This is a genomic window from Vibrio sp. dhg (assembly GCF_003443775.1).
Taxonomy (GTDB): Bacteria; Pseudomonadota; Gammaproteobacteria; order Enterobacterales; family Vibrionaceae; genus Vibrio; species Vibrio natriegens.
The window spans coordinates 2,679,052-2,705,737 of sequence record NZ_CP028943.1 but is presented as its reverse complement, the minus strand read 5'-3'; the positions used below and the strand labels follow the sequence as shown (position 1 = coordinate 2,705,737).

Below are 26,686 nucleotides of genomic sequence, written 5' to 3'. Positions count from 1 at the left end.
TAATAGCGTGATAGCAAGAAAATTTAGAGATTACTCAAGGAGCATAGAATGCTAATTTTGACTCGTCGCGTAGGCGAAACACTGATGATTGGTGATGAGGTAACTGTAACTGTACTAGGTGTTAAAGGTAACCAAGTGCGCATCGGCGTTAACGCTCCGAAGGAAGTGTCAGTTCACCGCGAAGAAATCTACATGCGCATTCAAGCTGAAAAAGGTAACGGTAACGTTGCTTCAGGCAACTACTAAGTATCATCTGTTTACAGAGCTTAGTTTGAATGAAAAAGGCTAGCCGAAGGGCTGGCCTTTTTAGTTTCTGATAAATGTCATTTTTTCAGAGAAGACTCTCTTTTTTTCATCATAATAGGGTGGTAAAGTTCGTTTAATAGTCACTTTGATTAAATCGGCATCGGTTAAGTGTTTTTTGCGGTTTTTTTCAAAGAAAGTGTTTGACATATTTTCGGTAAAACGTAATATGTGCCTCCGCAAGACGGTGAGGTGGCCGAGAGGCCGAAGGCGCTCCCCTGCTAAGGGAGTATGTGGTTTGTAGCCGCATCGAGGGTTCGAATCCCTCCCTCACCGCCATTCTTGCCTTGTTTGAGTTAGCATCCAAACAAAGAACAAAAGTGCGTCCTTAGCTCAGCTGGATAGAGTACCTGGCTACGAACCAGGCGGTCGGAGGTTCGAATCCTCCAGGACGCGCCATATTCTTTTACATTATTCTTTGATGATGTATTCGAGTATGAATAATGTGGTGAGGTGGCCGAGAGGCCGAAGGCGCTCCCCTGCTAAGGGAGTATGTGGTTTGTAGCCGCATCGAGGGTTCGAATCCCTCCCTCACCGCCATTTATTGACGTAGCAGTCAATTTTTTTTGTTCTAAAACAAAGTAATGTGATTTATTTCACAAAATGTGCGTCCTTAGCTCAGCTGGATAGAGTACCTGGCTACGAACCAGGCGGTCGGAGGTTCGAATCCTCCAGGACGCGCCACTTTCAAATAAGTCTGACTTTTTTGAAAAAGAATTTAGGGTATTGCCCTGATATTGACTAAAGTTGATATCGAAACGTGTGCGTCCTTAGCTCAGCTGGATAGAGTACCTGGCTACGAACCAGGCGGTCGGAGGTTCGAATCCTCCAGGACGCGCCACTTATTGAGGGTAATGCCCTGATATTGATTTCCTGTTTACAGGCATTGATATCGAAAACTGCGCGTCCTTAGCTCAGCTGGATAGAGTACCTGGCTACGAACCAGGCGGTCGGAGGTTCGAATCCTCCAGGACGCGCCACTTATTGAGGGTAATGCCCTGATATTGATAACCTGTTTATAGGCATTGATGTCGAAAACTGCGCGTCCTTAGCTCAGCTGGATAGAGTACCTGGCTACGAACCAGGCGGTCGGAGGTTCGAATCCTCCAGGACGCGCCACTTATTGAGGGTAATGCCCTGATATTGATAACCTGTTTATAGGCATTGATGTCGAAAACTGCGCGTCCTTAGCTCAGCTGGATAGAGTACCTGGCTACGAACCAGGCGGTCGGAGGTTCGAATCCTCCAGGACGCGCCACTTATTAAGGGTAATGCCCTGATATTGATAACCTGTTTACAGGTATTGATGTCGAAAACTGCGCGTCCTTAGCTCAGCTGGATAGAGTACCTGGCTACGAACCAGGCGGTCGGAGGTTCGAATCCTCCAGGACGCGCCACTTATTAAGGGTAATGCCCTGATATTGATAACCTGTCTATAGGCATTGATGTCGAAAACTGCGCGTCCTTAGCTCAGCTGGATAGAGTACCTGGCTACGAACCAGGCGGTCGGAGGTTCGAATCCTCCAGGACGCGCCACTTATTACAAAGCCTCGCTTATGCGAGGCTTTTTTGTATCTGCCATTTGTGCTCTTTCTCTCAACTAAACTCTCTGTTTGTCCGATTTTCAGCTTTTACTGATTTATTCAAAACTTGCTTATCATAGCCAATTTGTTTTGTGGCGAAGGTTTTCACGCTGAAAATGACGTTTTCTCCCTGTTTAACCTCTTTTCCTTCCTCATTTGTTTTGTTGTGAATACTTTGTTTTTTCTATGTTTTTAAAATGTTAAAATTGACTATCTCATTGTTTGTTATTGGTTTTTATTGATCTTACCTATCGCTGTTTTGAAGCCCTAATCGCAGTTTTTATATGTGCTTTGATTTAGTCTGTTTATGAATTGAATTGTCACATTACCTGCATTGTTTGCATACGAACTGTGATCTGGGTAGTGAATGAATAATCATTTGTAGGGTTTACTACCAACCTTCCTTAAACAAAATTGACAAAGTTTAACCAGTCGAGATAATCCATGGGTCGGGATATGACACAATTAACATCCTGCACCTGTCAGGATGACAAAGAAAGGAAGCAACATGACTAATATAGGAAGCCTGCTAGTAGATGCAGCCACTCTCATGATTACTGGGATGGCGGTTGTATTTATTTTCCTCACTATTCTTGTTTATCTCGTTCGGCTCATGTCGAGACTCATACCAGAAGAAGTCCTAGAGCCGATCGCTGCACCTAAAATAAAAAACAATAATCAATCAACCTCTTCAGCTGTTAGTCCACAAGTCGTGGCGGCGATCTCGGCTGCGATTCATAAACATCGCACCTCTGTCGCGAAGTAGCCGAAAATAGGATTAAAAAGGAGTTTAAGAGTATGTCTAAACCACTAGCTATTACTGATGTGGTCCTAAGAGACGCCCATCAATCACTGTTTGCTACGCGTATGCGTATCGACGATATGCTGCCTATCGCGGCTGAACTGGACAAGATTGGTTATTGGTCTTTAGAGACGTGGGGTGGGGCAACGTTTGATTCGTGTATTCGATTCCTTGGAGAAGATCCGTGGGAGCGTTTACGAGAGCTGAAAAAAGCGATGCCAAACACACCAATGCAAATGCTACTGCGTGGTCAGAACCTTTTAGGATACCGCCATTATGCTGATGACGTAGTAGAGAAGTTTGTTGAGCGTGCACATGCCAATGGTATGGATGTTTTCCGTATTTTTGATGCGATGAATGATGTGCGAAACTTCCAAAAAGCGGTTAAAGCAACCGTGGATGTTGGCGCTCACGCACAAGGCACGCTGTCTTACACAACCAGCCCAGTACACAACGCTGACACGTGGGTTGATCTGGCAAAACGTTTGGAAGACCTAGGCTGCCATTCTTTATGTATCAAAGACATGTCAGGTCTACTAAAACCTTATGAAGCTGAAGAGTTGATTACTCGTATCAAAGCATCGTGTGATGTGCCACTGGCACTGCACTGCCATGCAACTACGGGTCTATCGACGGCTACTGCGATTAAAGCGGTAGAAGCGGGTATCGACATTCTTGATACTGCGATTTCATCAATGAGTAGTACCTACGGCCATACGCCAACAGAAACTGTGGTAGCGATGCTTCAGGGTACAGAGCGTGACACTAACCTGAAACTGGAAGAGATTGAGCCGATTGCTGCTTACTTCCGTGAGGTTCGTAAGAAATACGCGAAGTGGGAAGGTCAATTGAAAGGCGTGGACTCTCGCATTTTGATTGCTCAAGTACCAGGTGGCATGTTAACCAACATGGAAGGCCAGCTTAAAGAGCAGGGCGCTGCCGATCGTCTTGATGAAGTACTAGAAGAGATCCCTCGTGTTCGTGAAGATCTTGGTTTCATTCCATTGGTAACACCAACTTCGCAAATTGTCGGCACTCAGGCTGTTATCAACGTACTGACTGGCGAGCGCTACAAGAGCATTACCAAGGAAACTGCGGGTCTGTTGAAGGGCGAATATGGTCAAGCGCCTGCGCCAATCAATGCAGAGCTACAAGCTAAAGTTCTGGAAGGTAAAGAGCCTATCACTTGCCGCCCGGCTGATTTACTAGAGCCAGAAATGGAAGCGCTGACAGTTGAGCTGATGGATAAAGCGAAATCTGAAGGCATCAAGCTGGCAAGTGAAAGAGTTGATGATGTATTAACTTACGCGCTATTCCCTCAAGTTGGCCTTAAGTTCCTGAAAAATCGCGGCAACCCTGAAGCGTTTGAGCCAGCTCCTACCTTAGAATCTGCTAAACCTGCTCCGGCACCAGTTGCTCAAGCATCAGTAGGCGGCGTAGAAACATACAGTGTTCGTGTTGACGGACAAGTTTATGAAGTAGAAGTAGGACCGCAAGGTGAACTGACGTCGGTAACACCTTCAGCAGCGCCAGCGAAAGCAGCGGCTCCAGCAGTACCAGCTAACACTTCCGCTGAGTCAGTTCCTGCTCCACTTGCGGGCAACATCTTTAAAGTCAATGTACAGCCAGGTGCTGAAGTGGCTGAAGGTGACGTGCTACTGATCTTAGAAGCGATGAAGATGGAAACGGAAGTTCGAGCTGCGCGTGGTGGTATCGTTCAGGAGTTAAATGTGAAAGAAGGTGATGCCGTGACGGTAGGTGCACCTCTTCTTAGCCTGGCGTAAGGGAGTATCATGGACGGATTGATGACCCTATGGTTAGAAACAGGGATCGCTAACTTTGAGTTTGGCCAAATCTGCATGATGCTGGTTGGCTGTACTCTGCTGTTTTTGGCGATTCGAAAGGGTTTTGAACCCCTGCTTCTACTTCCAATTGGTTTTGGTGCGATTTTAGCTAACATTCCTAATGCGGGTTTCACCGAGCCGGGTGGTTTGCTGTACTACGTCTACCACATCGGGATTGAGTCGGGTGTATTCCCGCTGTTGATCTTTATGGGCGTTGGCGCAATGACGGACTTTGGCGCGTTGATTGCGAACCCTAAAACGCTTTGGTTAGGTGCTGCGGCGCAGTTTGGTATTTTTGCAACGCTATTTGGTGCGATTTTGCTGAACTATGTACCGGGCATGGAATTCTCCATGGCAGACGCATCGTCAATTGCGATTATCGGTGGTGCTGATGGCCCAACCGCTATTTTCCTGGCAAGTAAACTGTCTCCAGACTTACTCGGCGCGATTGCGGTTGCGGCATATAGCTACATGGCGTTGGTGCCGATTATCCAGCCACCAATCATGAAAGCGTTAACCACGCAGGAAGAGCGTCAGGTAAAAATGGCTCAGTTGCGTCATGTCGGTAAGTGGGAAAAAGTTATTTTCCCGCTAGCTGTACTGTTGATGACCATTCTGTTTTTGCCATCTGCAACACCTCTGGTAGGGATGTTCTGTTTGGGTAACTTGATGCGTGAAGCAGGGGTTGTCGATCGTTTATCGAAGACAGCCCAGAACGAACTTATCAATATCGTGACCATCTTCCTTGGTCTTGGTGTTGGCTCTAAGTTGCAAGCGGATAAGTTCCTAAACTTGGAAACGCTTGGTATTTTGGCTTTGGGTGCGGTTGCTTTCAGTATCGGCACAGCAGCTGGCGTTCTAATGGCGAAGTTACTCAACAAGTTCTCGAAAGAAGACATCAACCCACTTATCGGCGCGGCTGGTGTTTCTGCTGTACCAATGGCGGCGCGAGTGGTGAACAAAGTGGGCTTGGATGCAAACCCACAAAACTTCTTGTTGATGCACGCTATGGGTCCTAACGTAGCGGGTGTTCTTGGCTCTGCAGTAGCGGCAGGTATTCTGCTTGCACTGGTCGGCTAGTGTGTGGGTAACATACTCGTGCAGTGACTGTGCGGAGGATTAAATTATCCGCTTACAGCCATTAACTTAGCTAAACAAAATGGTTTATAGTCAAAGGGATGCTTCGGCATCCCTTTTTGTCTTTCAAGGAATGGTTTATGGAACACAAACAAATAGTTATCACTGAATTTGGAGATGCAAGCGTACTTGCGGTTCAACATGCCCCAACACCGTCACCACAGTCAGGTGAAGTGTTAGTTAAGGTTTCTTTTTCTGGCATTAATCCTATTGATGTGAAGACTCGTGCAGGTCTGGGCTGGGCTGCGGCGCAAAACAAAGACAATCTGCCTTGGGTTCCGGGATATGACATTTCAGGCGAAGTCGTATCTTGTGGTGAGCAAACGTCCCGATTTGCTGTTGGAGATAAGGTAGCTGGTTTCATTGGTTTTCCAGTAAGAGGTGGCGGATACAGTCAATATGTATCTGTGCCTGAATCAGAACTGAGCCACGTACCAAGTAATGTTCCTTTGGAGTCGGCGGCAGTGCTTCCTCTTGCCGGCCAAACCGCGGCTCAGGCACTGGAGAAAGCTAACGTCACAGAAAGCGATCGTATTTTAGTGCTTGCTGGTGCGGGTGGCGTAGGACACATTGCGGTGCAACTGGCTGTCGCAAGTAAGGCTGAGGTTTTTACAACTTGTAGTGAGCGAAATGTCGATTATCTCACCTCACTTGGTGCCCATGCAGTGAACTATCAATTAGGACCAGTGTCAGAACGTGTTGAAGATATAGATGTTTTAATTGATTTAGTGGGCGGAGATGCGGCTCTGGACGCTCTCAAATGTCTCAAGCCTAATGCTAGGATTGTGACTATTCCTACGATTACTGCTGAGACGATTTGCGAACAAGCGAAACAGTTGGGCTTAGAAGCGAACGGTATGTTGGTTGAGCCTAAGCCAGAGCAGCTGGATTCTTTACTGTATATGGCTGATGTAGGTTTACTAAAAACAGAGGTTCAACATGTCTACCCAATGGACGAGGTTGTCGCAGCTCACGAACAAGTGGAGTCTGGGCGCACTCGAGGCAAGGTTTTGCTTGATATGACATGTTAGAAGCATTCAATGCTGACTTTGAGAACATCGCGCTTTGGTTTTCTGGGTCAGCATTGTGGGTGCTTTTTATGACAGGTTTTCTCAGTGCTACCTTACTTCCTGGTGGCTCTGAGGCTGGTCTCATAGCGACCCTCTCTCTAAATCAATATTCCGTCTTTTCCATCATCACTGTAGCTACGATTGGTAATACCCTTGGCGGTTTGACCAATTACTGGCTTGGATTATGGATTCCAAATAAAACCCAGGATGAAAAACATGGCCATACCGCGTTAAAGTGGTTATCAAAATATGGTTACTGGGCTTTATTTTTCAGTTGGCTACCTATTGTTGGTGACCCGCTGTGCTTAGCGGCAGGATGGTTAAGGATGAAATTCCTGCCGTGTGTAATGTTAATATTTTTTGGAAAGGCCGCTAGATACAGCCTTCTAGCAGCCATCTATCTCGGATTATTTTAAGGAAAGTACATGAGAATGTTTTGGGTTGGCGCGTGTTCACTGCTCGTGATCACGGGTTGTGCATCACAATCCCCTGTTTCTTCACTGCCAGAGGGGATCACTTTCGTAGAGTCATCACAAGCGGAAGAAGGCAAAGTTAAAATCCCATACCAAAAATACAAGCTTGATAACGGATTGACCGTCATTCTCGCACCAGAAGATTCAGATCCGCTGGTACACGTTGATATGACTTATCATGTTGGCTCTGCTCGTGAAGAAATCGGTAAGTCTGGGTTTGCACACTTCTTCGAGCACATGATGTTCCAAGGCTCAGAGAACGTGGGTGACCAAGAGCATTTCAAAATCATCACTGAGGCTGGTGGTACACTCAACGGGACAACCAACCGAGACCGCACTAATTACTTTGAAACTGTACCAGCCAATCAGCTAGAGAAAATGCTTTGGCTCGAATCTGATCGCATGGGCTTCTTGCTTGACGCAGTTTCACAGCATAAGTTTGAAATTCAGCGTTCTACGGTTAAGAACGAACGTGCTCAACGTTACGATAACCGTCCATATGGTTTGATTTGGGAACGCATGTCAGAAGCGTTATATCCAGAAGGCCACCCTTACTCATGGCAAACAATCGGTTATGTGGAAGATTTAGATCGCGTTGATGTTAATGATCTGAAAGCCTTTTTCTTGCGATGGTATGGCCCAAATAACGCCACGCTGACGATAGGTGGTGATCTGGATGTTGAAAAGACGCTGGCTTGGGTTAACAAGTACTTTGGCTCTATTCCTCGTGGCCCAGAAGTTGAGAATGCAGCAAAACAACCAGCAACGCTAACCGAAAGCAAATACATTACTTTAGAAGACCGTATTCAGCAGCCAATGGTGATGATTGCGTGGCCAACGACTTACGATGGTGAAGCAAGCCAAGCGTCACTGGATACCTTATCCGAAGTACTTGGTGGCGGAACCAACAGCTTACTTTATCAAGATCTGGTGAAAACACAGAAAGCGGTTGATGCGGGTTCATTCCACGACTGTGCAGAGCTGGCATGTACCTTCTTTGTCTATGCGATGGGAGACTCTGGCGACAAAGGCGATTTATCTAAACTGTATGACGACGTAATGCAGTCTTTAAATAAATTTGCTGACACAGGTGTAACAGAACAGCGTCTCGAACAGCTTACCGGTAAGGCTGAAGCCGATGCGATTTTTGCGTTGGAAAGCGTAAAAGGCAAGGTGACACAGTTAGCCTCTAACGAAACTTTCTTTGGCCAGCCTGACTTAATTGAAAAGCAGCTAGAACAAATTCGAGCTGTGACTCCTGACTCTGTTGATAAAGTGTACCGTGATTTTATTCAGGGTAAATCCAAAGTGACCTTAAGTGTGGTTCCAACGGGTAAAACCGATCTTGCTGTCAAACCAGCGACGTTTGTTACGCCTGAGCGTACACTACCTGAATACAAAAAGATCACTGATGATCAGCTTGCTTACCGCCGAGCTACCGATAATTTTGATCGCTCCGTTCAGCCGCCAATTGGTGATCCTGTACAAGCCACTATGCCGGACTTATACGATGTGCACTTCGACAACGGCTCTGAACTATTAGGTGCGGTGAGTAATGAAACGCCTACCGTTATGATGCAATTCAGCCTGCCAGCAGGCACTCGTTTTGTCGAAAAAGGTAAAGAAGGGCTGGCACAGTTAACTGCTTCGATGCTTCAGGAAGGTACAACCAAACGCAGCATGGAAGAGATTCAGGCTGAGCTTGATAAGCTCGGTAGTGTTATTTCTGTCGATGCAACAGGATATACGACCAACATCAGTGTTTCTGCTTTGGAGAAAAACCTAGCGCCAACCTTGAAGATCGTCGAAGAGATGTTGCTATCACCTGCATTCAAACAAGAAGATTTTGAACGCGTGAAACAGCAAGCTCTGGAAGGATTGGTTTATGAGCACCAAAGCCCAAGCTGGATGGCTTCGCAAGCCAGTCGCCAGGTACTTTTCGGTGATTCCATTTTTGCGCGCCCTAAAGATGGTACGCAAGCCGGAATGGAAGCGCTGACCCTCAATGATATCCGTGAGTTTTACGCAACACACTACACCCCACAAGGTGCACAGATCACCGTGGTAGGTGATGTGAGTAAACAAGATATCGAGCAACAGTTAGCGTTCTGGGCTAACTGGCAGGATGACGCAGCACCGCTATATGCGCCGCAAAGTATTCCAGCATTGGGAACGCAAAAAGTTCACCTTGTCGACAAACCAGGAGCACCACAAAGTGTGGTTATGATGGTTCGCCAAGGGGTGCCATACGATGCTACGGGAGAATTCTTCCTGGGTCAGTTGGCTAACTTCAACCTGGCAGGTAACTTTAACAGCCGTATCAACCAAAACCTGCGTGAAGACAAAGGTTACACTTACGGTGCATATGGCTACTTCTCTGGCAATCCGGAAACAGGCTCCGTTGTATTCACCGCACAAGTGCGTGCTGATGCGACCATTGCTTCGATCATGGAAATGAAGAATGAACTGAATGAATTCTCTCAAGCTGGTATGACGGACGATGAATTGACGTTTATGCGCCAGGCAGTAGGACAAAAAGATGCACTGAAATATGAAACTCCAACACAAAAGGCGGAGCTCATCAGTGATATCTTTAAGTACAACCTTGATAAAGACTATCTTCAGCAGCGAAATGCGATTGTGGAAACCGTGGACAAGCAGACGCTTAACACTCTCGCACAGAAGTGGTTTGACCCGAATGACTACCAAATCATTGTGGTTGGCGATGCAAAATCACTTCGTCCTCAATTAGAAAAGTTGGGGAAAGACGTAGAAGAGCTTGAAATCATTCGATAGAGTACACATCTAATAGCGGAGGGCGTGCTCTCCGCTATACATCTAGATAAGTGACTTTTCATGGGTTCTTTATCTAGATGAACTAAATATCAATAACTTAGCTTTCACTTGCTTCGGATGGCAAGTGGCCTGCTCCTAATATAAGCGAACCTCATTTTGACTGATTTTGCTGCGCGACTGGAAAAAGTTGCATCAAACCCGGAAGTATTTAAGCAGTTTGGACGCGGTGTTGAGCGTGAAACGTTACGCTATCGTCAGGATGGACAGCTAGCAACAACACCTCATCCAGAGGGATTGGGCTCAGCGTTCACAAACCAGTGGATTACCACGGACTTTTCAGAGTCGTTACTGGAGTTCATTACTCCGGTTTCTCATGATGTTCCGGAGCTAATGGCACAACTGAAAGATATTCATCACTTTACTCAAACTAAAATGGGTGAAGAAAAAATGTGGCCGCTTTCTATGCCATGTTATGTCGCCAGTGAAGATAATATTAATCTGGCACAGTACGGATCGTCTAACGCAGCTCGAATGAAAACGCTCTACCGAGAGGGTTTGAAACGCCGTTATGGGAGCTTAATGCAGATCATTTCGGGTGTTCACTTCAACTTCTCGTTCCCAGAATCGTTTTGGGATGCCCTATATGGTGAGCAGGATGAAGAGGCTCGTCAGGAAACCAAATCCGATGCCTATTTTGCCCTCATTCGTAACTACTATCGTTTTGGTTGGATGATTCCCTACTTCTTTGGTGCTTCGCCTGCGTTGTGTGGTTCGTTTATTCAAGGCCGAGAAACAAGCTTACCGTTCGAGAGCTTGGGTGGAACGTTATTCTTACCGAAATCAACGTCTTTGCGTCTGAGTGACCTTGGTTACACGAATAATGCACAGAGTTCACTAAAGATTGGCTTCAATAGTATTGACCAGTATCTGGAAGGTTTAAGTGATGCTATTCGTCGTCCGTCAGAAGAGTTCGCAAAAATTGGTGTGAAAGTTGATGGCGAGTACCGTCAGCTCAATTCGAATGTGTTGCAAATAGAAAACGAATTGTACGCGCCAATTCGCCCTAAACGCGTGGCTAAAAGTGGTGAGAAACCATCAGAAGCGTTAAAGCGTGCGGGTGTTGAATATATTGAAGTTCGTTCATTAGACGTGAACCCATTCAGCCCAGTAGGCATAACGGAAGAGCAAGTTCGCTTCCTCGACCTGTTCCTGACTTGGGCAGCATTGTCAGACTCAGAACCAATGGATAACTGTGAACTGGAGTGTTGGCGTGATAACTGGAACAAGGTCATTGTATCGGGCCGTGAAAAAGGCTTGATGCTTCAGATCGGTTGCCAAGGTGAGCGCTTACCTCTACAAGAGTGGGCTCACCGTGTGTTTGCAGATCTGCGCCAAATTGCTGTGATGATGGATGAAGTGAACGGTGATAATGCTTACCAAGAGGTTTGCGATAAGTTAACTGGCTGGATTGATGAACCTGAATTGACGACTTCTGGTCAATTGCTGGAACTGACCAAGGAGTTGGGCGGCTTAGGTAAAGTAGGTTGTTCACTTGGTATGAAGCATCGTGAAGATAACCTGAATCACGGCTACCAACATTACTCACAAGAAGTGATGGAACAGGAAGCGTTAGCATCGGTTGAAAAGCAAAAGCAAGCAGAGCTAAGTGACACGATGTCTTTTGATGACTTCCTGGAAGACTATTTTTCTTATTTAAAACAATAACAGAGTAGTAAGGATTGGGTGGGATTGAATATTAAGCCTCTGGTTGTATCGGTGTTAGGTAGTGTGTTGCTCGCCGGATGTGCGACGGCACCACCACAGCAGCAAGATAATCTATGTGAGATATTCCGCGAAAAATCTGGCTGGTATGATGATGCGAAAGATATGGAAGAAGAGTGGGGTACTCCGATCCATGTCGCAATGGCGATTATCAAGCAAGAGAGCGGATACCGACACGACGCAAAACCACCCAAAGATTATGTGCTGGGCTTTATCCCGTGGGGTAGAGTCAGTAGCGCATATGGCTACGCTCAGGCGCAAGATCCCGCCTGGGACGATTTTCAGGATTCGACCGGGCAAGGTGGCTCGCGTACTAACTTTGATGACGCTATGATGTTTGTCGGTTGGTATACCCACGAAACCCGTCGCCAGCTTGGTATCTCTTTATGGGACCCATATAACCAGTATCTTGCCTATCATGAAGGGAGAGGTGGTTATCAGCGCGGAACCTATAAAAGGAAACCTAGCTTAGTTAAAATCGCGAGACGTGTAGAACAAACCGCGAAGAATTATGGCTGGCAGCTGAAACAATGTCGTCAGGAACTGGAAGACAACAGCAGCTGGTTCTTTTAACCCTAATAGGGATAAACAGAAATCAAACCAATACCGTAAGGTGTTGAGATTACAATCAGGAGAGATGTAATGCCTTTACTCGATAGTTTTACTGTGGATCACACTCGTATGAATGCACCTGCTGTGCGAGTCGCGAAAACCATGCAAACCCCAAAAGGGGACACCATTACTGTCTTCGATTTACGCTTTACTGCACCAAACAAAGATATCCTTTCAGAGAAAGGCATCCATACACTAGAGCACCTTTACGCCGGCTTTATGCGTAGCCATCTAAACGGTGACAGCGTTGAGATCATTGATATTTCACCAATGGGATGTCGTACTGGCTTCTACATGAGCCTGATCGGTACGCCTTCAGAGCAGCAAGTCGCGGATGCTTGGATTGCATCAATGGAAGATGTACTGAAAGTAGAAAGTCAGAACAAAATCCCTGAGCTAAATGAATACCAATGTGGCACTGCGGCAATGCACTCACTGGATGAAGCAAAGCAAATTGCGAAAAACATTCTGGATGCGGGTGTGTCAGTGAATAAAAATGATGAGCTAGCTCTGCCTGAGTCGATGTTAAAAGAACTGCGTATCGACTAAGACCTGAGTTGTCTTATCAAATGATTTAACGAAAAGAGCCTGACAATGTCAGGCTCTTTTTATGTGTCTGTAAACAGATTACTTTTAGTTACTGCCTTTCTTCCGTTTAGGGTAGACGCGAACTAACTTAATTCGGTTCTCTTCAATCTCGACAATTTCCATCGGATGTCCGGAGACTTGCACGCTCAGGTGACTTTCGGGAATGTCTTCTAAGTGCTCTAAGATCAAACCGTTTAGTGTACGAGGACCATCAGTCGGCAGATGCCACTTCAGACCTTTATTGATGTCACGGATATTGGTGCTGCCTTCGATTAAGAAGCTGCCATCCCCTTGCGGGCTGATTTCATCAGATAAGCTTGGTGAGATCGAAGTGGTAAACTCACCGATGATCTCTTCCAGGATATCTTCAAGCGTTACCAAGCCAATAATGTCACCATACTCATCAACGATAAGGCCAATGCGCTGTTTATTGCGCTGGAACTTCAACATCTGCACGTTTAGAGGCGTCCCTTCGGGAATGTAGTACACCTCATCAGCCGCACGCAGTAATGTCTCTTTGGTGAACTCGTTCTTTTCAAGCATCAGACGGTAAGCCTCACGCAAACGCAGCATGCCGACCACTTCATCGATTTGGTCGCGGTAAAAAACGATACGGCCATGTGGTGAGTGCGTTAACTGACGAACGATAGACTTCCAGTCGTCGTTGATATCGATACCAGTAATTTCATTACGTGGCACCATAATATCGTTTACCGTGACGTGCTCAAGATCCAGAATAGATACCAACATGTCTTGGTGGCGACGAGGTATAAGACCGCCGGCTTCATTTACGACCGTGCGTAGCTCTTCTGAACTGAGGTGATCTTCCACAGAGTGATCCGCCTTTACCCCAAGCAGACGAATAAAGCCATTGGTAATGAAGTTTACAAGCAGCACAAGTGGTGAAAGCAACTTCATCAGAATGGTTAACAGAATGCTGCTGGTATAAGACACGCGCTCTGGATACAAAGCGGCAATGGTTTTTGGCGTCACTTCGGCAAACACCAAAACCACCATGGTGAGCGCACCAGTCGCAATCGCCACCCCCATGTCACCGTAGAGGCGCATGCCGATAATAGTCGCAATTGCAGAAGCGAGGATGTTCACAAGGTTATTGCCGATAAGAATAAGACCGATCAGGCGATCCGGACGGTCTAATAATTTTTCGACACGCTTTGCTCCCTTATGCCCATTTTTGGCTAAGTGTTTCAAGCGATAACGGTTCAGTGACATCATCCCTGTTTCTGAACCGGAAAAGTAACCTGATATGACGATAAGACACGCGAGTAGCGCAAATAAGATACCCGTAGATATGTCGTCCAAAACGTTGCTGTTCCTTGTAAGTATTGGGTTATTTTTAAAAGCTATGTATAACTGTTAAGTCATAGATTTACGGTACTGTATTTGATTTAACTTTGAATATAAAGGGCTTGTGGACGCCTTAATTCAAAATGATCTCTTTTACAAAGCGACTGCCGAAATAAGCCAGAGTGAGTAATGTGGCTCCCGCAACGGCAAACCAGGTCACTTTTCTTCCGCGCCAACCTTTTTGATAATGGCCCCACAGTAATACTGAATAGACCACCCAAGCAATGAAAGAAAGAATGGCTTTATGCGCTTTTCCTTCCGCGAACATATCTTGAACAAACACGTAGCCAGTAATAAGCGTAGCCGTCAGAAGTAAATTACCAATCAAAATAATTTTAAACAACTGACGTTCAACCATAAGTAATGGCGGTAAATTAGGGTTGATTGCCAGAGACTTTTTGGTTTTCAGTTTGTGGTCCAGCCAAGCGAGTTGCAGCGCATACAACGCACCAATACTCAGAGTGGCATAAGAAAACAGAGCAAAAGAAATATGAATGAGTAACTTAGGATCGTTTTCTAAATGCTTGATGAAGGTGCTTGGTAAAAAAGCCGCGGCAGATAAGTTGATGGCAGCAAAGCTATAAACAACAGGCAACAGAAACCAAAGCCGGTTCTTTAGCATCGCAACGCTCATCACCAGAGAGATGATGAAACTGATAAGAGAGGCGACATTAAGAATACTAAAGTTCTGACCAGAACCATCGAGGATCAGATCACTCAATAACCACGCATGGAAAACAAGCGCACAGGCAGCGCTGGCAAATACGGTTTTTGCTTTGATGACTGACTGCTGTGAAAGTCCGGGTATGATCGTCGCAATCGCTAATACGTAAAGTATGGCGGCCGCGATGGCAATTACGCTATCCATGAATCCTAAATGTTGTTGTGCACAATAGAGAAATTATACCTTGCATTACTCTTTGCGGCTACGCTCTATGCGACAACAATCGCGATAGATGAGATATTGAAATTAATAAGTTACCCCTCCATATAGAAATAGAGACAATAATAGAGCAGCGGTACGGGTATGACTCAGACCTTGGCTAAGGTATACTCACACTAATTAATCGCCATTTTAGCGAAGAGACAAAGATGTTTGAGAATTTAACGGATCGATTATCCAAAACGCTGAAAAATATCAGTGGCAAAGGTCGTCTGACAGAAGACAACATTAAAGAAACCCTACGTGAAGTGCGAATGGCACTCTTGGAAGCGGACGTTGCGCTTCCTGTTGTTCGTGAATTTGTAAACCGCGTTAAAGAAAAAGCGGTTGGTGTAGAAGTTTCTAAATCTCTGACTCCGGGTCAAGAGTTTATTAAGATCGTTCAAGGCGAACTTGAAGCTGTAATGGGTGAGTCTAACGAAGCTCTGAACCTAGCCGCTCAGCCGCCAGCAGTACTTTTGATGGCAGGTCTACAAGGTGCGGGTAAAACCACATCGGTAGGTAAGCTATCCAAGCTGTTAAAAGAGCGTGATAAGAAGAAAGTACTGGTTGTGTCTGCTGACGTTTACCGTCCTGCGGCGATCAAACAACTAGAAACACTGGCATCAGACATTGGTGTTGATTTCTTCCCGTCCTCACCAGACCAAAAGCCTATTGATATTGCGAACGCAGCAATCGACCACGCGAAGAAGAAATTCTACGACGTTCTGATTGTCGATACCGCTGGTCGTTTGGCGATTGATGAACAGATGATGGGTGAGATTAAAGATCTTCACTCTGCGATTAACCCTGTCGAGACACTGTTTGTTGTTGATGCAATGACAGGTCAGGATGCGGCGAATACCGCTAAAGCCTTTGGAGATGCACTACCACTTACGGGTGTGATTCTAACCAAAGTTGATGGTGACGCACGTGGTGGTGCGGCGCTATCGGTTCGTCATATCACGGGTAAACCAATCAAATTCCTAGGTGTTGGTGAGAAAACTGACGCGCTAGAACCTTTCCACCCAGACCGCGTAGCATCGCGTATTCTTGGCATGGGTGACGTTCTGTCTTTGATTGAAGATCTGCAACGTAACGTTGACCAAGAAAAAGCAGAAAAACTGGCGAAAAAGTTCAAAGAGAAGAAAGGCTTCGACTTAGAAGACTTCCGTGAACAGCTAGGCCAAATGCAAAACATGGGCGGCATGATGGGCATGATGGATAAACTTCCAGGCATGTCTCAGCTACCTGACAATGTCAAAGATAAAGTCGATGACAAGATGTTTAAGCAAATGGAAGCGATCATCAGCTCTATGACGATGAAAGAGCGTCAACGCCCAGAAATCATCAAGGGTTCGCGTAAGAAGCGTATTGCTGCAGGTTCCGGTGTGCAGGTTCAGGACGTAAACCGTCTGCTAAAACAGTTCACCCAGATGCAGAAAATGATGAAGAAGATGCAAAAAGGCGGCATGAAAGGCATGATGCGCAACATGCAAGGCATGATGGGTGGCATGGGCGGAGGTGGTGGTTTCAACCCATTTGGTCGATAATCACTCGCTCACACTATAGTTTCAGGGTGTTAGCTACATCACAAACTTTAATTTCAATTTATGTTGGTGAAAAAGTAACTAAATCCCTTGCATTGCTCCGGCATAAGAGTAAAATTCCGGAGCTTTATTTTGGCACGAGCCCCAAATTGTTCATTTATTGAATGGTTCTTGGGGTTAATTTTATTTTTGAGAAAGCAAAGAGGACGACATGGTAACCATTCGTTTGGCACGTCACGGCGCTAAGAAGCGTCCATTTTATCAAATCGTAGTAGCGGACAGCCGCAACGCTGCAACTGGCCGTTTCATCGAGAAAGTTGGTTTCTTTAACCCAACTGCTAAAGGTCAAGAAGAAGGTCTACGTCTAGACCTAGACCGCGTTAACCACTGGGTTGGTCAAGGCGCGTCTGTATCTGACCGCGTTGCTAAGCTAGTTAAAGACGCTCAAAAAGCGGCTTAATTTTTTACTGTTAGAAGTAGAAACTAGTTTATGTCGATGAAAGGTAAAGAAACAATGAGCAACGAAAAGATTGTTGTAGGCAAGTTTGGTGCTACTTACGGCATTCGAGGTTGGCTTAAGGTTTTTTCCTACACAGACAATGCTGAAAGCATTTTCGATTACAGTCCTTGGTACATTAACCAAAAGGGCACATGGGTTGAGTACAAAGTAGAAAGCTGGAAGCGCCATAACAAAGGTATGGTGGCTAAGCTGGAAGGCATGGATGTTCGTGAAGACGCGCATTTAATGACGAACTTTGAAATTGCTATTGACCCTGCGGTACTACCTGAATTGTCAGAAGATGAGTTCTACTGGCGTGAATTGTTTGGGATGCAAGTCGTAACCACTAAAGGTTACGATCTAGGTGTCGTTACTGACATGCTAGAAACTGGCTCAAACGATGTTCTGGTTGTTAAAGCAAATCTTAAAGATGCTTTCGGGCAAAAGGAACGATTAATCCCGTTCCTTGAAGAGCAAGTGATCATTAAAGTTGATCGCGAAGCTCAACGGATCGAAGTTGACTGGGATCCTGGATTCTAATCTCCAAAATTACAGAGCGAGATAAACATGTGGGTTGGCGTTATTAGCCTTTTTCCTGAAATGTTCCGTTCTGTTACTGATTTTGGAGTAACAGGTCAAGCGGTTAAAAAAGGTCTTTTGTCGATTGAGACTTGGAATCCTCGAGATTTCACTCACGACAAACATCGAACTGTCGATGACCGACCTTACGGTGGTGGCCCTGGTATGTTAATGATGGTTCAGCCTTTGCGCGATGCCATTCATACCGCTAAGCAAGCCTCACCGGGTAAGACGAAAGTCATTTACCTCTCTCCTCAAGGTCGCAAGCTCGACCAGCAAGGGGTTGAAGAACTGGCAACCAATGAGAATTTACTTCTTATTTGTGGCCGTTATGAAGGGGTAGATGAGCGCATCATTCAATCCGAAGTCGACGAAGAATGGTCGATTGGGGATTTTGTGATGACGGGTGGCGAGATACCAGCCATGACGTTAATTGATTCAGTTTCTCGGTTTATACCGGGAGTGCTGGGTGATTTCTCGTCAGCAGAAGAAGATTCTTTTGCTAATGGTTTGCTAGATTGCCCTCACTATACGCGTCCTGAAGTATTGGATGGCAAAGAAGTACCAGCGGTACTGATGTCAGGTAATCACAAGGACATTCGTCAATGGCGACTCAAGCAGTCGCTGGGCCGAACTTGGCTAAGAAGACCAGAGCTCCTGGAAAACCTAGCTCTGACTGACGAACAGGAACAATTACTTGCCGAGTTTGTTAATGAGCATAAAGCCGTTAACGAACAGAATGCAAAGTAACCTAATTTATTTAGTATCAGTTTATTCTAGGAATTTTAAAATGAGTAACATCATCAAAGCTCTTGAAGAAGAGCAAATGAAATCAGACCTACCTAAATTTGCACCAGGTGACACTGTTGTTGTTCAAGTTAAGGTAAAAGAAGGTGACCGTGAGCGTCTACAGGCTTTCGAAGGCGTTGTAATCGCAATCCGTAACCGTGGTCTACACTCTGCTTTCACTGTACGTAAGATCTCTAACGGTGAAGGTGTTGAGCGTACGTTCCAAACACACTCTCCAATCGTTGATAGCATCGAAGTTAAACGCCGTGGTGCAGTACGTCGTGCCAAGTTGTACTACCTACGTGAGCGTTCTGGTAAGTCTGCTCGTATCAAAGAGAAACTTGCTAAGAAGTAATGCTATAACTAGCGTTCTCATTAAACGGAGTCCTTTTGGGCTCCGTTTTTTTATTTCTGGGTTTAAGCTGGTTGTATTTCACTATAGCTGTGTCGGCGGTACTCATTTACTGGCGTAAACTCCGTTCCTTCTCCTTGCTATAGTAAAATACACCTTCGCTTAATCCTCTGAAATTAAGCCGAATTGCAGATAGAAAGGCTGTAAACCAGGAGAGAAAGAGAACTGCTTTTCGACAGGCAATAAAAAAGTTGACGCTCTCACGCCAACTTCCTCAATCTTTAGAACCTAGAACCTAGAACCTAGAACCTAGAACCTAGAACCTAGAACCTAGAACCTAGAACCTAGTATTGATCTTCTGACCAGCCGTCACTGTCTGACATGTCTGGCGCGCCAGCAATGGCATTCTCTTCGTCTGCCCATTCACCAAAATCAATCATCTGGCATTTTTTGCTACAAAATGGTCGGTGAGGGCTTTGCTCTCCCCATTCTACGTCGGCTCCACATTGAGGGCATTGAACGATAGTAATTTTAGACATGGGTTGGTTCTCTGAATTAACAATGTTTCTCGAATAGAGAGGAATAATGAAATAGTAGTTGAGTGAGTTTCGGCTAGCTACATACTGCTAATTCAAACTCGACATCTTGAGTGCAAGCTTGACCACTTTCAAACGACATAAACTTAATCGCAAAGCGGTTTTTATGCCCTGAAATCATTGGGTAGACGCCGTGCTCCATAGGGATATGAAGTCTCAGAATATTCGCTTCATCAGCATCGCTCTGGAAGAAGCCCGCACGGCCGATTTGAGCTTTAAATTGCCCGGTTTCTCGGGTTAACTTTAGCCATAAGTTCAACGCATCCGAAAGCGGCTTCAAGCTATCCAGCCATTTTTGTGCATCCTGCTTTTTACGATCAAGTGGTAAATGCAGCCAGTAGTGCAAAGCGGGTAAATCAAAACAACAAGAGCCACCAGGCAGATTAAATCGTTGTCTGATCGAGCTTAAGAATCGATCATCTTTCAGTGCCTGACCAAACCTTTCAGCGCGCATTAATTGTTTGTGCACCACATCGATATCATTGAGTAAGGACGTCAATGCCTCTTGATCGACACCTTCTACATGGAGCCAGTGTCGATAACTCAAACGCTGTTTTTCAAGATCTTTGGCCAGTTCACTTTTCAGTTGCAGTTGCTCGAAAATCTCAACCATATCAAACAACGCACGGAAAAAGAGCTGGTACTGATGATTTTCAGCAAAGCCAGAAGCCAAGTGAGCCTGACGCAGCAGAGACTCTACTCTTAGATAAATACGAGTTTTCTCATTTAACGGATGTTCAAATTTGTGCGTGGTCATCGACATAAGCCTTGGTGAGTTTCATTCTAATTTTGCAGATTTTTCTTACACATGGCTAGGTACTTTTCATGCAAATCTGTGATTTGAAGCAAAAGATCTTGGTCGTCCGGGTTATTTTTAACCACATCGTCTGCCATATCGAGCCTTTGCTGTCTTGAGGCCTGAGATACAAGTATCGCACGGGCTTGTTCTTCGCTGACATTATCACGTTTCATCGTACGAGATATTTGCGTTTCAGGATCGACATCCACCACCAGAACACGGTCACACAAGCTTTCTAGTTGGTTCTCTACCAGTAACGGCACAACCAAAAGCGCATAATCAGAGGTGACTTGCTGTAAGTCTTCTACCATTTTTTCGCGAATGATCGGGTGCAATAGCTTATTAAGCCAGTCTTTTTCATCTGGGTTCGAGAAGATCTTCTCTCTTAACTTCGCCCGATCGAGCATTTGATCGTCACGAACAATATCGCTACCAAAGTGCTCAATAATTGCTGTCAGTCCCGGTGTTCCGGGTTCGACGACTTCTCTTGCAACAATATCTGCATCAACGATGTCGATTTTAAATTGCTGCTTGAACAGATTCGCCACGGTGGTTTTACCGCTAGCGATACCGCCTGTTAAGCCAATAACCAAAGCCATTTACGCTCCTAGAATTGATGTGAAATACCAATTTAGAATTTGATCACCCCAGAGTAAACTTACCCATCCGGCAATCGCTAAGTAAGGACCGAAAGGGAAGGCCTTTTCGATCCCTTTCTTCTGCAATCGTAGCTGAATTATTCCAAATATGACGCCTACGATGGAAGAAAGCAAAATGATCATTGGTAAAGCTTGCCAACCCAGCCAAGCGCCAAGCGCTGCGAGTAGCTTAAAGTCGCCATAGCCCATGCCTTCCTTGCCAGTAAGCAACTTAAAGCCCCAATAAACAGACCAGAGACATAAATAGCCAGCGATTGTACCGATCACGGCATCTTGCAGACTAACAGGACTGACTTCGAACAATGCTAGAGCAATGCCAGCCCAAGTTAATGGCAATGTTAATTGATCGGGCAGCAGCATGGTATCGAGATCGATAAACGTCGCTGCGATCAGAATGAAAGTAAAGAATATTAGCGCAATAGTGAAATAGCTGAATCCAAAATGAAACGCAACATAGCCAGAGCAGGCTGCCGTCAGTATTTCTACAAGTGGGTATCTGGCGCTGATCGGGGCGCTACAGTTGTGGCATTTACCTTTTAGAAGTAGCCAACTGATAACTGGAATGTTATCGCGAATGCGAATCGGAGTACCGCACTGTTGGCAAGAGGAGCGGGGGATACTTAATGTGAGTACGTCTTTAGGTGATTCAATATTGTATTCAGGAAAAGACTCAGCACATTCACGGCGCCATTCCAGCTCCATGATTTTTGGAAGTCGATAGATAACGACATTGAGAAAACTTCCCACGATCAAACCAAAAACCACGGCGAATACAACGAATAACCATGGGTAGTACTGAAATACTTCCATATTTGTCTCTTGAGCGGTGCATCAAACGGCAAGGTGCTGTTTTAATGATTAATTTACAGCCTCCATTTTAGCCTAATACACTCATTAAGTTAAAGATTGGCAGGTACATTGCTGTCACTAATCCACCCACGACCACACCAAGAAAAACGATGATCAGTGGTTCAAGAATCTTACTTAAGTTATCGACTGTGTTATCTACTTCGAACTCATAAATAGTTGCGACTTTATTGAGCATCTCATCAAGCCTGCCTGATTCTTCTCCAATCATCACCATTTGTAGCACTAATTCAGGGAAAACATCGCAGTTACGCATTGCGACATACATTGGCATACCAGCGGCTGTATCACGATAGACTTCTTCGACTGCCAGCTGATAGTGCAGGTTTCCTGACGTTTTGGAGGTGGTTTTTAAACTGGTCAGAATAGGAATACCCGCGCTAAAGCTGGTGGCCAGGGTTCGGCTAAATTTAGCAATCGCAGCCTTGGACAACACAGCGCCAAGAACGGGAATTCTCAATATGGCTCGATCCATCATCAAGCGAAAAGAATCAGAACGTTTGACCAGTATTCTTGCTGATATAATTAGGCTAAGTGTCCCAAGAGCGATGAATGAACCCCAATTTTGCATCCACGCAGACAAGTCTAGTACTTGTCTGGTGAACCAAGGTAACTCAGCCCCAAAGCCGACGAACATTTTTTCAAACTCGGGGATAACTTGAGTGAGCATGAGATAGGACACGCCGAGCGCAACCAACATAACCATGGCTGGATAGATCAGGGCCTTGATAACTTTCGCTCTGAGTTCCTCACTTTTTTCACGATAAGTGGCCAGTCGTTCAAAGACTTCTGCCAGATTGCCTGAGAGTTCTCCTGTTGCGATGAGGTCAGTATAAAGTGCGTCAAAATGTGTGCTGGCCGTGCGCATTGCTTTTGACATCGGCGTGCCCGCTTCAACCGCTCGAGTTACGCTCATTAAAATAGACTTCATCTCGGCTTTTTTATGGTTGTTGGAAACCAATTTTAACGCTTGAACGAGTGGGACACCGGTGACCAGCATAGTCGAAATTTGGCGAGTAAAAACGGTGATGTCTTTGCCTTTTACCCGATGGCTCAGTTTGGTTAAAAAAGAAATACTGCTTTTTTTCAGTTTTTTGATTTTTATATGCTGGGCGTTGAGGCGTTCGCGTACTTCCACTTCGCTCATGGCCAGCGTTTGTCCAGAAGTTTTTTTCCCTGAGCTATTAATGCCTTTCCAGCGGAAGTTCTTGAGTTGTGGGGTGGTCGTTTTCATAGGCTAAATGGCTGCTAGTTCAAAGTGAAATTAAAAGTAGAGCACGCGCTGCAGTTCGCTAAAGCTTGTGACGCCTTGCTTAAGCTTTTCAATACCTGACATTTGTAGTGTGCTCATCCCGTTACGGATGGCGAGTTTTTCCAGTTGATGTACCGAGGCTCCTTTAATCAGTGCTTCGGATAGATTTTCATCGAAACGCATCACCTCATAGATGCCAGTTCGTCCCGAATAGCCGTGTGTACAGTGGTTGCAGCCATTTGGGTTGGCTTGATAAATCTGGTCAGTCGCTTGAATCCCGATATGTTGTAACGCGGCGGTAACCTCTTGAGGCTGTTTACAGTACGGGCAAAGCTTACGGGCTAAGCGCTGGGCAATAATAAGGCTGAGCGACGAGGCGAGGTTAAAGCTTTCAACGCCCATATTCGTTAGGCGGATAACGGTTTCAGCGGCTGAATTTGTGTGGAGTGTCGAGAGGACTAAGTGTCCGGTTTGAGATGCCTTAATCGCGATTTCTGCTGTGTCCAGATCGCGGATTTCTCCCACCATCACTACATCAGGGTCTTGACGCAGGAAAGATCGCAGTGCCTCGGCGAAACCAAAGCCTATCTTAGGCTGAACCTGAACCTGATTAATTCCGGAGAGGTTGATTTCGACCGGGTCTTCAGCCGTAGAAATATTGATCTCTGGTTTATTGAGTATGCTCAGCCCTGTGTACAACGAGACGGTTTTGCCGCTGCCGGTTGGGCCAGTCATTAAAATCATGCCTTGTGGGCGACGCAGAGCATCTAAGTACAGCTGCTTTTGCTGGTCACTGTAGCCTAGTTTATCGATATCCAGAGAAGCTGAGCTGCTGTCGAGCAGTCGTAATACGATTTTTTCTCCGAATAGAGTGGGTAAGGTGGACACTCGCATATCAATCGCAGTGTCTTGATTAAGCTTTAACTTTATTCGACCGTCTTGCGGCATACGCCTTTCAGCAATATCAAGCTTGGACAGAATTTTGATTCGGGCTGATAAGCGTCGGCTTAAATGGTTTGGCGGCTGTTGAGTCTCAATCAGAATACCGTCGCAACGCAGGCGAACCCGATACATTTTTTCATAAGGCTCAAAGTGGATATCGGATGCCCCTTTACGCACAGCATCAAGCAAAATTTGGTTGATATAGCGGCTAACCGGTGACTCGTCCTGACTTAAGTCTTCGATGTTATCGATTTCATCTGCACCGACGTCAACCAAATTAGCCAACTCTTCTTGGTTGATCTCTTTTAAGCCTGATCTCTCCTGACCTAACGCGCGACCGTACAAACGGCGAATCGCAGCATCAAGCTCCGAAAAATCCGCAATGACGAGTTCGATTTGCAATCCGGTTGCAAAGCGAAAATCATCTTCAGCTTGTTGGTTCGTTGGGTCGGCAATGGCGAGAGTTAACGTCGAAGGCGTTCTCTCCAGTGGCAATGCATGGTGACTCGTGATCAGTTCACGCAGCCCCAATTTTTGGCACAGCGCGGTGTAATCATAGTGAGATACGGATTCGCAGGGTAAGCCAAAGATTGAACTTAGGTGAGCCGCGAGTTCGCTAGTAGTGAATATACCAGAATTGACTAACGCTTCCGGCATCGAAATACCGGAAGCGTTGACTTGCTCTATTAACGACTGTTCTTGGGCTAAGCTAAGTAACCCTGATTGGCGAAGAATCGTTGATAAGCTACTAACCATTAGTTACCTGAACAATCAATGCCGCGTCCAGGTGTGGTTGCGCTACAGCCTGTGCCTGATAAAGTCCAACGAATCACGCCGTTAGCAATGGCCGGGGTGAGAGTAACAATCAACTTAGTTCCAGCAGTATCAACAGCAGTGGTTTCAAGAGTAATGACTCCACTTGCTGCAGTTGTTAACTTATTTACATAAGCAATTGTTGCGCCGGCATTATCTGCTGCTATATCAGCTGGGATGTCTTTTGCACCACCAACACATGCTGTGAGTGAACCTGTATCTTGAGCGCATAAAGCAATCGCTGTTTTAAAACCTGAGATTCCTGATACAGCTCCGGCTACACGTGTCCGTTGGGTATAGTCTGAGTAAGCCGGAATGGCAAATGCGGCCAGAATACCAATAATAGCCACCACAATCATTAATTCAATCAGCGTAAAGCCTTGCTGTTTTTTCTGTTTATTTGACTTCATTTTCTCTTCCTTCTCATGAGATAGATAATGCTGTTGCATTGGCACAAGATTATGGAGAGTCAGAAGTGGTGAAAACTGGCAGGCAGCGGGTGATCGAGTCAGATAGATATCTTTAATGCTTAATTACATTTGATATGCAACGAATTGCGATTGATTTGGCTTTTTACGGATAAAAATAAAGGGCCAAAAGGCCCTTTATGTAATGTTTGTTTTATAAGTTGTTGAATTTGCTTGTTTAATATGGATTTTGTTAATTGGTTATTTGAAGCGCATCGAAAGATCCATAGCTTTCAGGTGCTTGGTTAGCGCGCCGACAGAGATGTAATCGACGCCAGTTTCCGCGTATTCTGCGATAGTGTCTAAGGTGATGTTGCCAGAGTTTTCTAATGCTGCGCGACCTGCGTTGATTTCTACTGCTTCACGCATCATCTCTTTGGTAAAGTTATCCAGCATGATGATATCCGCACCGGCTTCAATCGCTTCTTTTAACTCGTCCAAGCTTTCTGTTTCTACTTCGACTGGTTTGCCAGGGTTCAACTCTTTTGCTGTTGTGATCGCTTGAGTGATGCCACCGCAGGCAATGATGTGGTTTTCTTTAATGAGGTAGGCATCGAATACGCCGATACGATGGTTGAAGCCACCGCCACAAGCGACGGCGTATTTTAGAGCGCTACGCAGACCCGGAATAGTTTTGCGCGTATCTAACAGACGGCACTCGGTGTGCGCGATCTTTTCTGCGTACACGGATGTTGTGGTCGCACAACCAGAAAGCGTCTGAATAAAGTTCATCGCGTTACGCTCGCCAGTAAGCAGGTCACGAGCAGGGCCTGATAAGGTACAAAGTGTCTGGTTTGGTTCAACCTTGTCACCGTCTTGTACATACCACTCGATAGTCACTTTACCGCCCAGCTGTTTAAATACTTCATCTGCCCAAGCCTGACCGCAGAACACACCGTGCTCACGTGTAATGATCGTCGCAGTGTTAACGGCATCTTCAGGGATAAGAGATGCGGTGATATCGTTGTTGATATCCACTGTGCCGCCGAGGTCTTCTTTTAAGGTGTCGGCGACGGAGCGAGTGATCTCCAGAGGAAGTTGTTGTTTCAGGTATTCCAGGCGTTCTTGGCTGTTGTGTGTGTTCTTCATCGCAAATCTAGTCTTGAAAGGGAGATGGCAACGAATGATACTCTCCGGTGTCAATAATTTCAGCAGTTAATTTAGGGTCTGTTGATCTTTTGAGCTGATTTTTGCAGCAGTTTGTGGGTTATTTATACAAGGCAGAGGCTTTGAAATGTAGTT

Annotated in this window: 25 protein-coding genes and 10 tRNA genes; 25 read left to right on the top strand and 10 right to left on the bottom strand. The window is 45.6% G+C overall.

Translation table 11 applies throughout. The features are described from left to right. The first annotated feature begins 48 nt into the window (after positions 1-48). The 20 genes from csrA (at position 49) to luxS (ending at position 12,951) form a co-directional block, all read left to right on the top strand. Complete coding sequence (gene csrA, locus DBX26_RS12485) at positions 49-246, top strand: carbon storage regulator CsrA (protein ID WP_004415691.1); 198 nt, start codon at positions 49-51, stop codon at positions 244-246. 243 nt (positions 247-489) lie between these two features. Further along, a tRNA-Ser gene (locus DBX26_RS12480) sits at positions 490-582 on the top strand. 43 nt (positions 583-625) lie between these two features. Continuing rightward, positions 626-702, top strand: a tRNA-Arg gene (locus DBX26_RS12475). Positions 703-750: 48 nt separating this feature from the next. Next, positions 751-843 (top strand) — tRNA-Ser (locus DBX26_RS12470). A 67-nt stretch (positions 844-910) separates the two neighbouring features. Beyond that, positions 911-987 (top strand) — tRNA-Arg (locus DBX26_RS12465). A gap of 80 nt (positions 988-1,067) precedes the next feature. After that, a tRNA-Arg gene (locus DBX26_RS12460) sits at positions 1,068-1,144 on the top strand. 62 nt (positions 1,145-1,206) lie between these two features. Beyond that, a tRNA-Arg gene (locus tag DBX26_RS12455) sits at positions 1,207-1,283 on the top strand. A 62-nt stretch (positions 1,284-1,345) separates the two neighbouring features. Continuing rightward, positions 1,346-1,422, top strand: a tRNA-Arg gene (locus tag DBX26_RS12450). A 62-nt stretch (positions 1,423-1,484) separates the two neighbouring features. Beyond that, positions 1,485-1,561 (top strand) — tRNA-Arg (locus DBX26_RS12445). Positions 1,562-1,623: 62 nt separating this feature from the next. Further along, a tRNA-Arg gene (locus DBX26_RS12440) sits at positions 1,624-1,700 on the top strand. A 62-nt stretch (positions 1,701-1,762) separates the two neighbouring features. Further along, a tRNA-Arg gene (locus tag DBX26_RS12435) sits at positions 1,763-1,839 on the top strand. A 555-nt stretch (positions 1,840-2,394) separates the two neighbouring features. Next, positions 2,395-2,652: an oxaloacetate decarboxylase subunit gamma gene (locus tag DBX26_RS12430; protein WP_014232970.1), complete on the top strand. Its 258-nt coding sequence runs from the start codon at positions 2,395-2,397 to the stop codon at positions 2,650-2,652. 32 nt (positions 2,653-2,684) lie between these two features. After that, positions 2,685-4,472 (top strand): sodium-extruding oxaloacetate decarboxylase subunit alpha, encoded by a 1,788-nt coding sequence (gene oadA, locus DBX26_RS12425; RefSeq protein ID WP_118119360.1) that lies wholly within the window; start codon positions 2,685-2,687, stop codon positions 4,470-4,472. 9 nt (positions 4,473-4,481) lie between these two features. Next, positions 4,482-5,612 carry a sodium ion-translocating decarboxylase subunit beta gene (locus DBX26_RS12420; protein WP_014232968.1) on the top strand — a complete coding sequence of 377 codons (1,131 nt, stop codon included), beginning with the start codon at positions 4,482-4,484 and terminating at the stop codon, positions 5,610-5,612. A gap of 137 nt (positions 5,613-5,749) precedes the next feature. Further along, the gene (locus DBX26_RS12415) at positions 5,750-6,700 is read left to right on the top strand and encodes an NADP-dependent oxidoreductase (protein WP_118119358.1); all 951 of its coding nucleotides are present in this window, start codon (positions 5,750-5,752) and stop codon (positions 6,698-6,700) included. Next, complete coding sequence (locus DBX26_RS12410) at positions 6,694-7,155, top strand: YqaA family protein (protein WP_118119356.1); 462 nt, start codon at positions 6,694-6,696, stop codon at positions 7,153-7,155. Before DBX26_RS12415 ends, DBX26_RS12410 begins: the two co-directional genes overlap by 7 nt. Before the next feature lie 9 nt (positions 7,156-7,164). Beyond that, the gene (locus tag DBX26_RS12405; protein WP_020333955.1) at positions 7,165-10,008 is read left to right on the top strand and encodes a pitrilysin family protein; all 2,844 of its coding nucleotides are present in this window, start codon (positions 7,165-7,167) and stop codon (positions 10,006-10,008) included. 156 nt (positions 10,009-10,164) lie between these two features. Continuing rightward, on the top strand, positions 10,165-11,733 hold the full coding sequence (gshA, locus tag DBX26_RS12400; RefSeq protein ID WP_020333954.1) for a glutamate--cysteine ligase: 1,569 nt from the start codon (positions 10,165-10,167) through the stop codon (positions 11,731-11,733). Between the two features lie 24 nt (positions 11,734-11,757). After that, positions 11,758-12,363 carry a hypothetical protein gene (locus tag DBX26_RS12395; protein ID WP_174234193.1) on the top strand — a complete coding sequence of 202 codons (606 nt, stop codon included), beginning with the start codon at positions 11,758-11,760 and terminating at the stop codon, positions 12,361-12,363. A 69-nt stretch (positions 12,364-12,432) separates the two neighbouring features. Continuing rightward, positions 12,433-12,951 carry an S-ribosylhomocysteine lyase gene (gene luxS / locus DBX26_RS12390; RefSeq protein WP_014232962.1) on the top strand — a complete coding sequence of 173 codons (519 nt, stop codon included), beginning with the start codon at positions 12,433-12,435 and terminating at the stop codon, positions 12,949-12,951. An 84-nt stretch (positions 12,952-13,035) separates the two neighbouring features. Here the strand turns inward: luxS and DBX26_RS12385 are convergent, their stop codons facing one another. Both DBX26_RS12385 and DBX26_RS12380 read right to left on the bottom strand, forming a co-directional pair. Continuing rightward, positions 13,036-14,313, bottom strand: coding sequence for an HlyC/CorC family transporter (locus tag DBX26_RS12385; RefSeq protein ID WP_014232961.1), 1,278 nt, complete (start codon positions 14,311-14,313; stop codon positions 13,036-13,038). 118 nt (positions 14,314-14,431) lie between these two features. Beyond that, positions 14,432-15,226, bottom strand: coding sequence for an inner membrane protein YpjD (locus DBX26_RS12380; RefSeq protein WP_014232960.1), 795 nt, complete (start codon positions 15,224-15,226; stop codon positions 14,432-14,434). A 224-nt stretch (positions 15,227-15,450) separates the two neighbouring features. On the opposite strand from DBX26_RS12380, the gene ffh reads away from it, so the two are divergent. From ffh to rplS, 5 genes are all read left to right on the top strand, one after another. Next, positions 15,451-16,833: a signal recognition particle protein gene (gene ffh, locus DBX26_RS12375; RefSeq protein ID WP_014232959.1), complete on the top strand. Its 1,383-nt coding sequence runs from the start codon at positions 15,451-15,453 to the stop codon at positions 16,831-16,833. A gap of 208 nt (positions 16,834-17,041) precedes the next feature. Then, the gene (gene rpsP, locus DBX26_RS12370; RefSeq protein ID WP_005379962.1) at positions 17,042-17,290 is read left to right on the top strand and encodes a 30S ribosomal protein S16; all 249 of its coding nucleotides are present in this window, start codon (positions 17,042-17,044) and stop codon (positions 17,288-17,290) included. A 30-nt stretch (positions 17,291-17,320) separates the two neighbouring features. Further along, positions 17,321-17,869, top strand: coding sequence for a ribosome maturation factor RimM (gene rimM / locus DBX26_RS12365; protein WP_014232958.1), 549 nt, complete (start codon positions 17,321-17,323; stop codon positions 17,867-17,869). Between the two features lie 27 nt (positions 17,870-17,896). Beyond that, entirely contained in the window at positions 17,897-18,658 is a 762-nt protein-coding gene (trmD, locus tag DBX26_RS12360; protein WP_014232957.1) for a tRNA (guanosine(37)-N1)-methyltransferase TrmD, read from the top strand. A gap of 40 nt (positions 18,659-18,698) precedes the next feature. Further along, entirely contained in the window at positions 18,699-19,052 is a 354-nt protein-coding gene (gene rplS / locus DBX26_RS12355; protein ID WP_005379971.1) for a 50S ribosomal protein L19, read from the top strand. 341 nt (positions 19,053-19,393) lie between these two features. Here the strand turns inward: rplS and yacG are convergent, their stop codons facing one another. The 8 genes from yacG to nadC all read right to left on the bottom strand — a co-directional run bounded on the left by yacG (position 19,394) and on the right by nadC (position 26,533). After that, positions 19,394-19,588, bottom strand: a complete 195-nt coding sequence (yacG, locus tag DBX26_RS12350) for a DNA gyrase inhibitor YacG (protein ID WP_014232956.1) — start codon at positions 19,586-19,588, stop codon at positions 19,394-19,396. A gap of 73 nt (positions 19,589-19,661) precedes the next feature. Next, entirely contained in the window at positions 19,662-20,402 is a 741-nt protein-coding gene (zapD, locus tag DBX26_RS12345; RefSeq protein WP_014232955.1) for a cell division protein ZapD, read from the bottom strand. 26 nt (positions 20,403-20,428) lie between these two features. Next, the gene (coaE, locus tag DBX26_RS12340; protein WP_014232954.1) at positions 20,429-21,043 is read right to left on the bottom strand and encodes a dephospho-CoA kinase; all 615 of its coding nucleotides are present in this window, start codon (positions 21,041-21,043) and stop codon (positions 20,429-20,431) included. Then, positions 21,044-21,913, bottom strand: coding sequence for an A24 family peptidase (locus DBX26_RS12335; RefSeq protein WP_118119352.1), 870 nt, complete (start codon positions 21,911-21,913; stop codon positions 21,044-21,046). Positions 21,914-21,980: 67 nt separating this feature from the next. Next, positions 21,981-23,204 carry a type II secretion system F family protein gene (locus DBX26_RS12330; protein WP_118119350.1) on the bottom strand — a complete coding sequence of 408 codons (1,224 nt, stop codon included), beginning with the start codon at positions 23,202-23,204 and terminating at the stop codon, positions 21,981-21,983. Between the two features lie 30 nt (positions 23,205-23,234). Further along, positions 23,235-24,920, bottom strand: coding sequence for a type IV-A pilus assembly ATPase PilB (gene pilB, locus DBX26_RS12325; protein ID WP_118119348.1), 1,686 nt, complete (start codon positions 24,918-24,920; stop codon positions 23,235-23,237). After that, positions 24,920-25,387 (bottom strand): prepilin-type N-terminal cleavage/methylation domain-containing protein, encoded by a 468-nt coding sequence (locus DBX26_RS12320; protein WP_118119346.1) that lies wholly within the window; start codon positions 25,385-25,387, stop codon positions 24,920-24,922. Before DBX26_RS12320 ends, pilB begins: the two co-directional genes overlap by 1 nt. A gap of 258 nt (positions 25,388-25,645) precedes the next feature. Then, positions 25,646-26,533: a carboxylating nicotinate-nucleotide diphosphorylase gene (gene nadC, locus DBX26_RS12315; protein ID WP_020333946.1), complete on the bottom strand. Its 888-nt coding sequence runs from the start codon at positions 26,531-26,533 to the stop codon at positions 25,646-25,648. Positions 26,534-26,686: the final 153 nt, after the last annotated feature.

Coding starts and splice junctions, on each gene's coding strand:
- rpsP (WP_005379962.1), top strand. CDS start 17,042: ATGGTAACCATTCGTTTGGCACGTCACGGCGCTAAGAAGCGTCCATTT.
- DBX26_RS12330 (WP_118119350.1), bottom strand. CDS start 23,204: ATGAAAACGACCACCCCACAACTCAAGAACTTCCGCTGGAAAGGCATT.
- DBX26_RS12335 (WP_118119352.1), bottom strand. CDS start 21,913: ATGGAAGTATTTCAGTACTACCCATGGTTATTCGTTGTATTCGCCGTG.
- DBX26_RS12405 (WP_020333955.1), top strand. CDS start 7,165: ATGAGAATGTTTTGGGTTGGCGCGTGTTCACTGCTCGTGATCACGGGT.
- yacG (WP_014232956.1), bottom strand. CDS start 19,588: ATGTCTAAAATTACTATCGTTCAATGCCCTCAATGTGGAGCCGACGTA.
- csrA (WP_004415691.1), top strand. CDS start 49: ATGCTAATTTTGACTCGTCGCGTAGGCGAAACACTGATGATTGGTGAT.
- oadA (WP_118119360.1), top strand. CDS start 2,685: ATGTCTAAACCACTAGCTATTACTGATGTGGTCCTAAGAGACGCCCAT.
- zapD (WP_014232955.1), bottom strand. CDS start 20,402: ATGACCACGCACAAATTTGAACATCCGTTAAATGAGAAAACTCGTATT.
- pilB (WP_118119348.1), bottom strand. CDS start 24,920: ATGGTTAGTAGCTTATCAACGATTCTTCGCCAATCAGGGTTACTTAGC.
- trmD (WP_014232957.1), top strand. CDS start 17,897: ATGTGGGTTGGCGTTATTAGCCTTTTTCCTGAAATGTTCCGTTCTGTT.
- ffh (WP_014232959.1), top strand. CDS start 15,451: ATGTTTGAGAATTTAACGGATCGATTATCCAAAACGCTGAAAAATATC.
- DBX26_RS12430 (WP_014232970.1), top strand. CDS start 2,395: ATGACTAATATAGGAAGCCTGCTAGTAGATGCAGCCACTCTCATGATT.
- DBX26_RS12410 (WP_118119356.1), top strand. CDS start 6,694: ATGTTAGAAGCATTCAATGCTGACTTTGAGAACATCGCGCTTTGGTTT.
- DBX26_RS12420 (WP_014232968.1), top strand. CDS start 4,482: ATGGACGGATTGATGACCCTATGGTTAGAAACAGGGATCGCTAACTTT.
- DBX26_RS12415 (WP_118119358.1), top strand. CDS start 5,750: ATGGAACACAAACAAATAGTTATCACTGAATTTGGAGATGCAAGCGTA.
- coaE (WP_014232954.1), bottom strand. CDS start 21,043: ATGGCTTTGGTTATTGGCTTAACAGGCGGTATCGCTAGCGGTAAAACC.
- luxS (WP_014232962.1), top strand. CDS start 12,433: ATGCCTTTACTCGATAGTTTTACTGTGGATCACACTCGTATGAATGCA.
- rimM (WP_014232958.1), top strand. CDS start 17,321: ATGTCGATGAAAGGTAAAGAAACAATGAGCAACGAAAAGATTGTTGTA.
- DBX26_RS12320 (WP_118119346.1), bottom strand. CDS start 25,387: ATGAAGTCAAATAAACAGAAAAAACAGCAAGGCTTTACGCTGATTGAA.
- rplS (WP_005379971.1), top strand. CDS start 18,699: ATGAGTAACATCATCAAAGCTCTTGAAGAAGAGCAAATGAAATCAGAC.
- DBX26_RS12380 (WP_014232960.1), bottom strand. CDS start 15,226: ATGGATAGCGTAATTGCCATCGCGGCCGCCATACTTTACGTATTAGCG.
- nadC (WP_020333946.1), bottom strand. CDS start 26,533: ATGAAGAACACACACAACAGCCAAGAACGCCTGGAATACCTGAAACAA.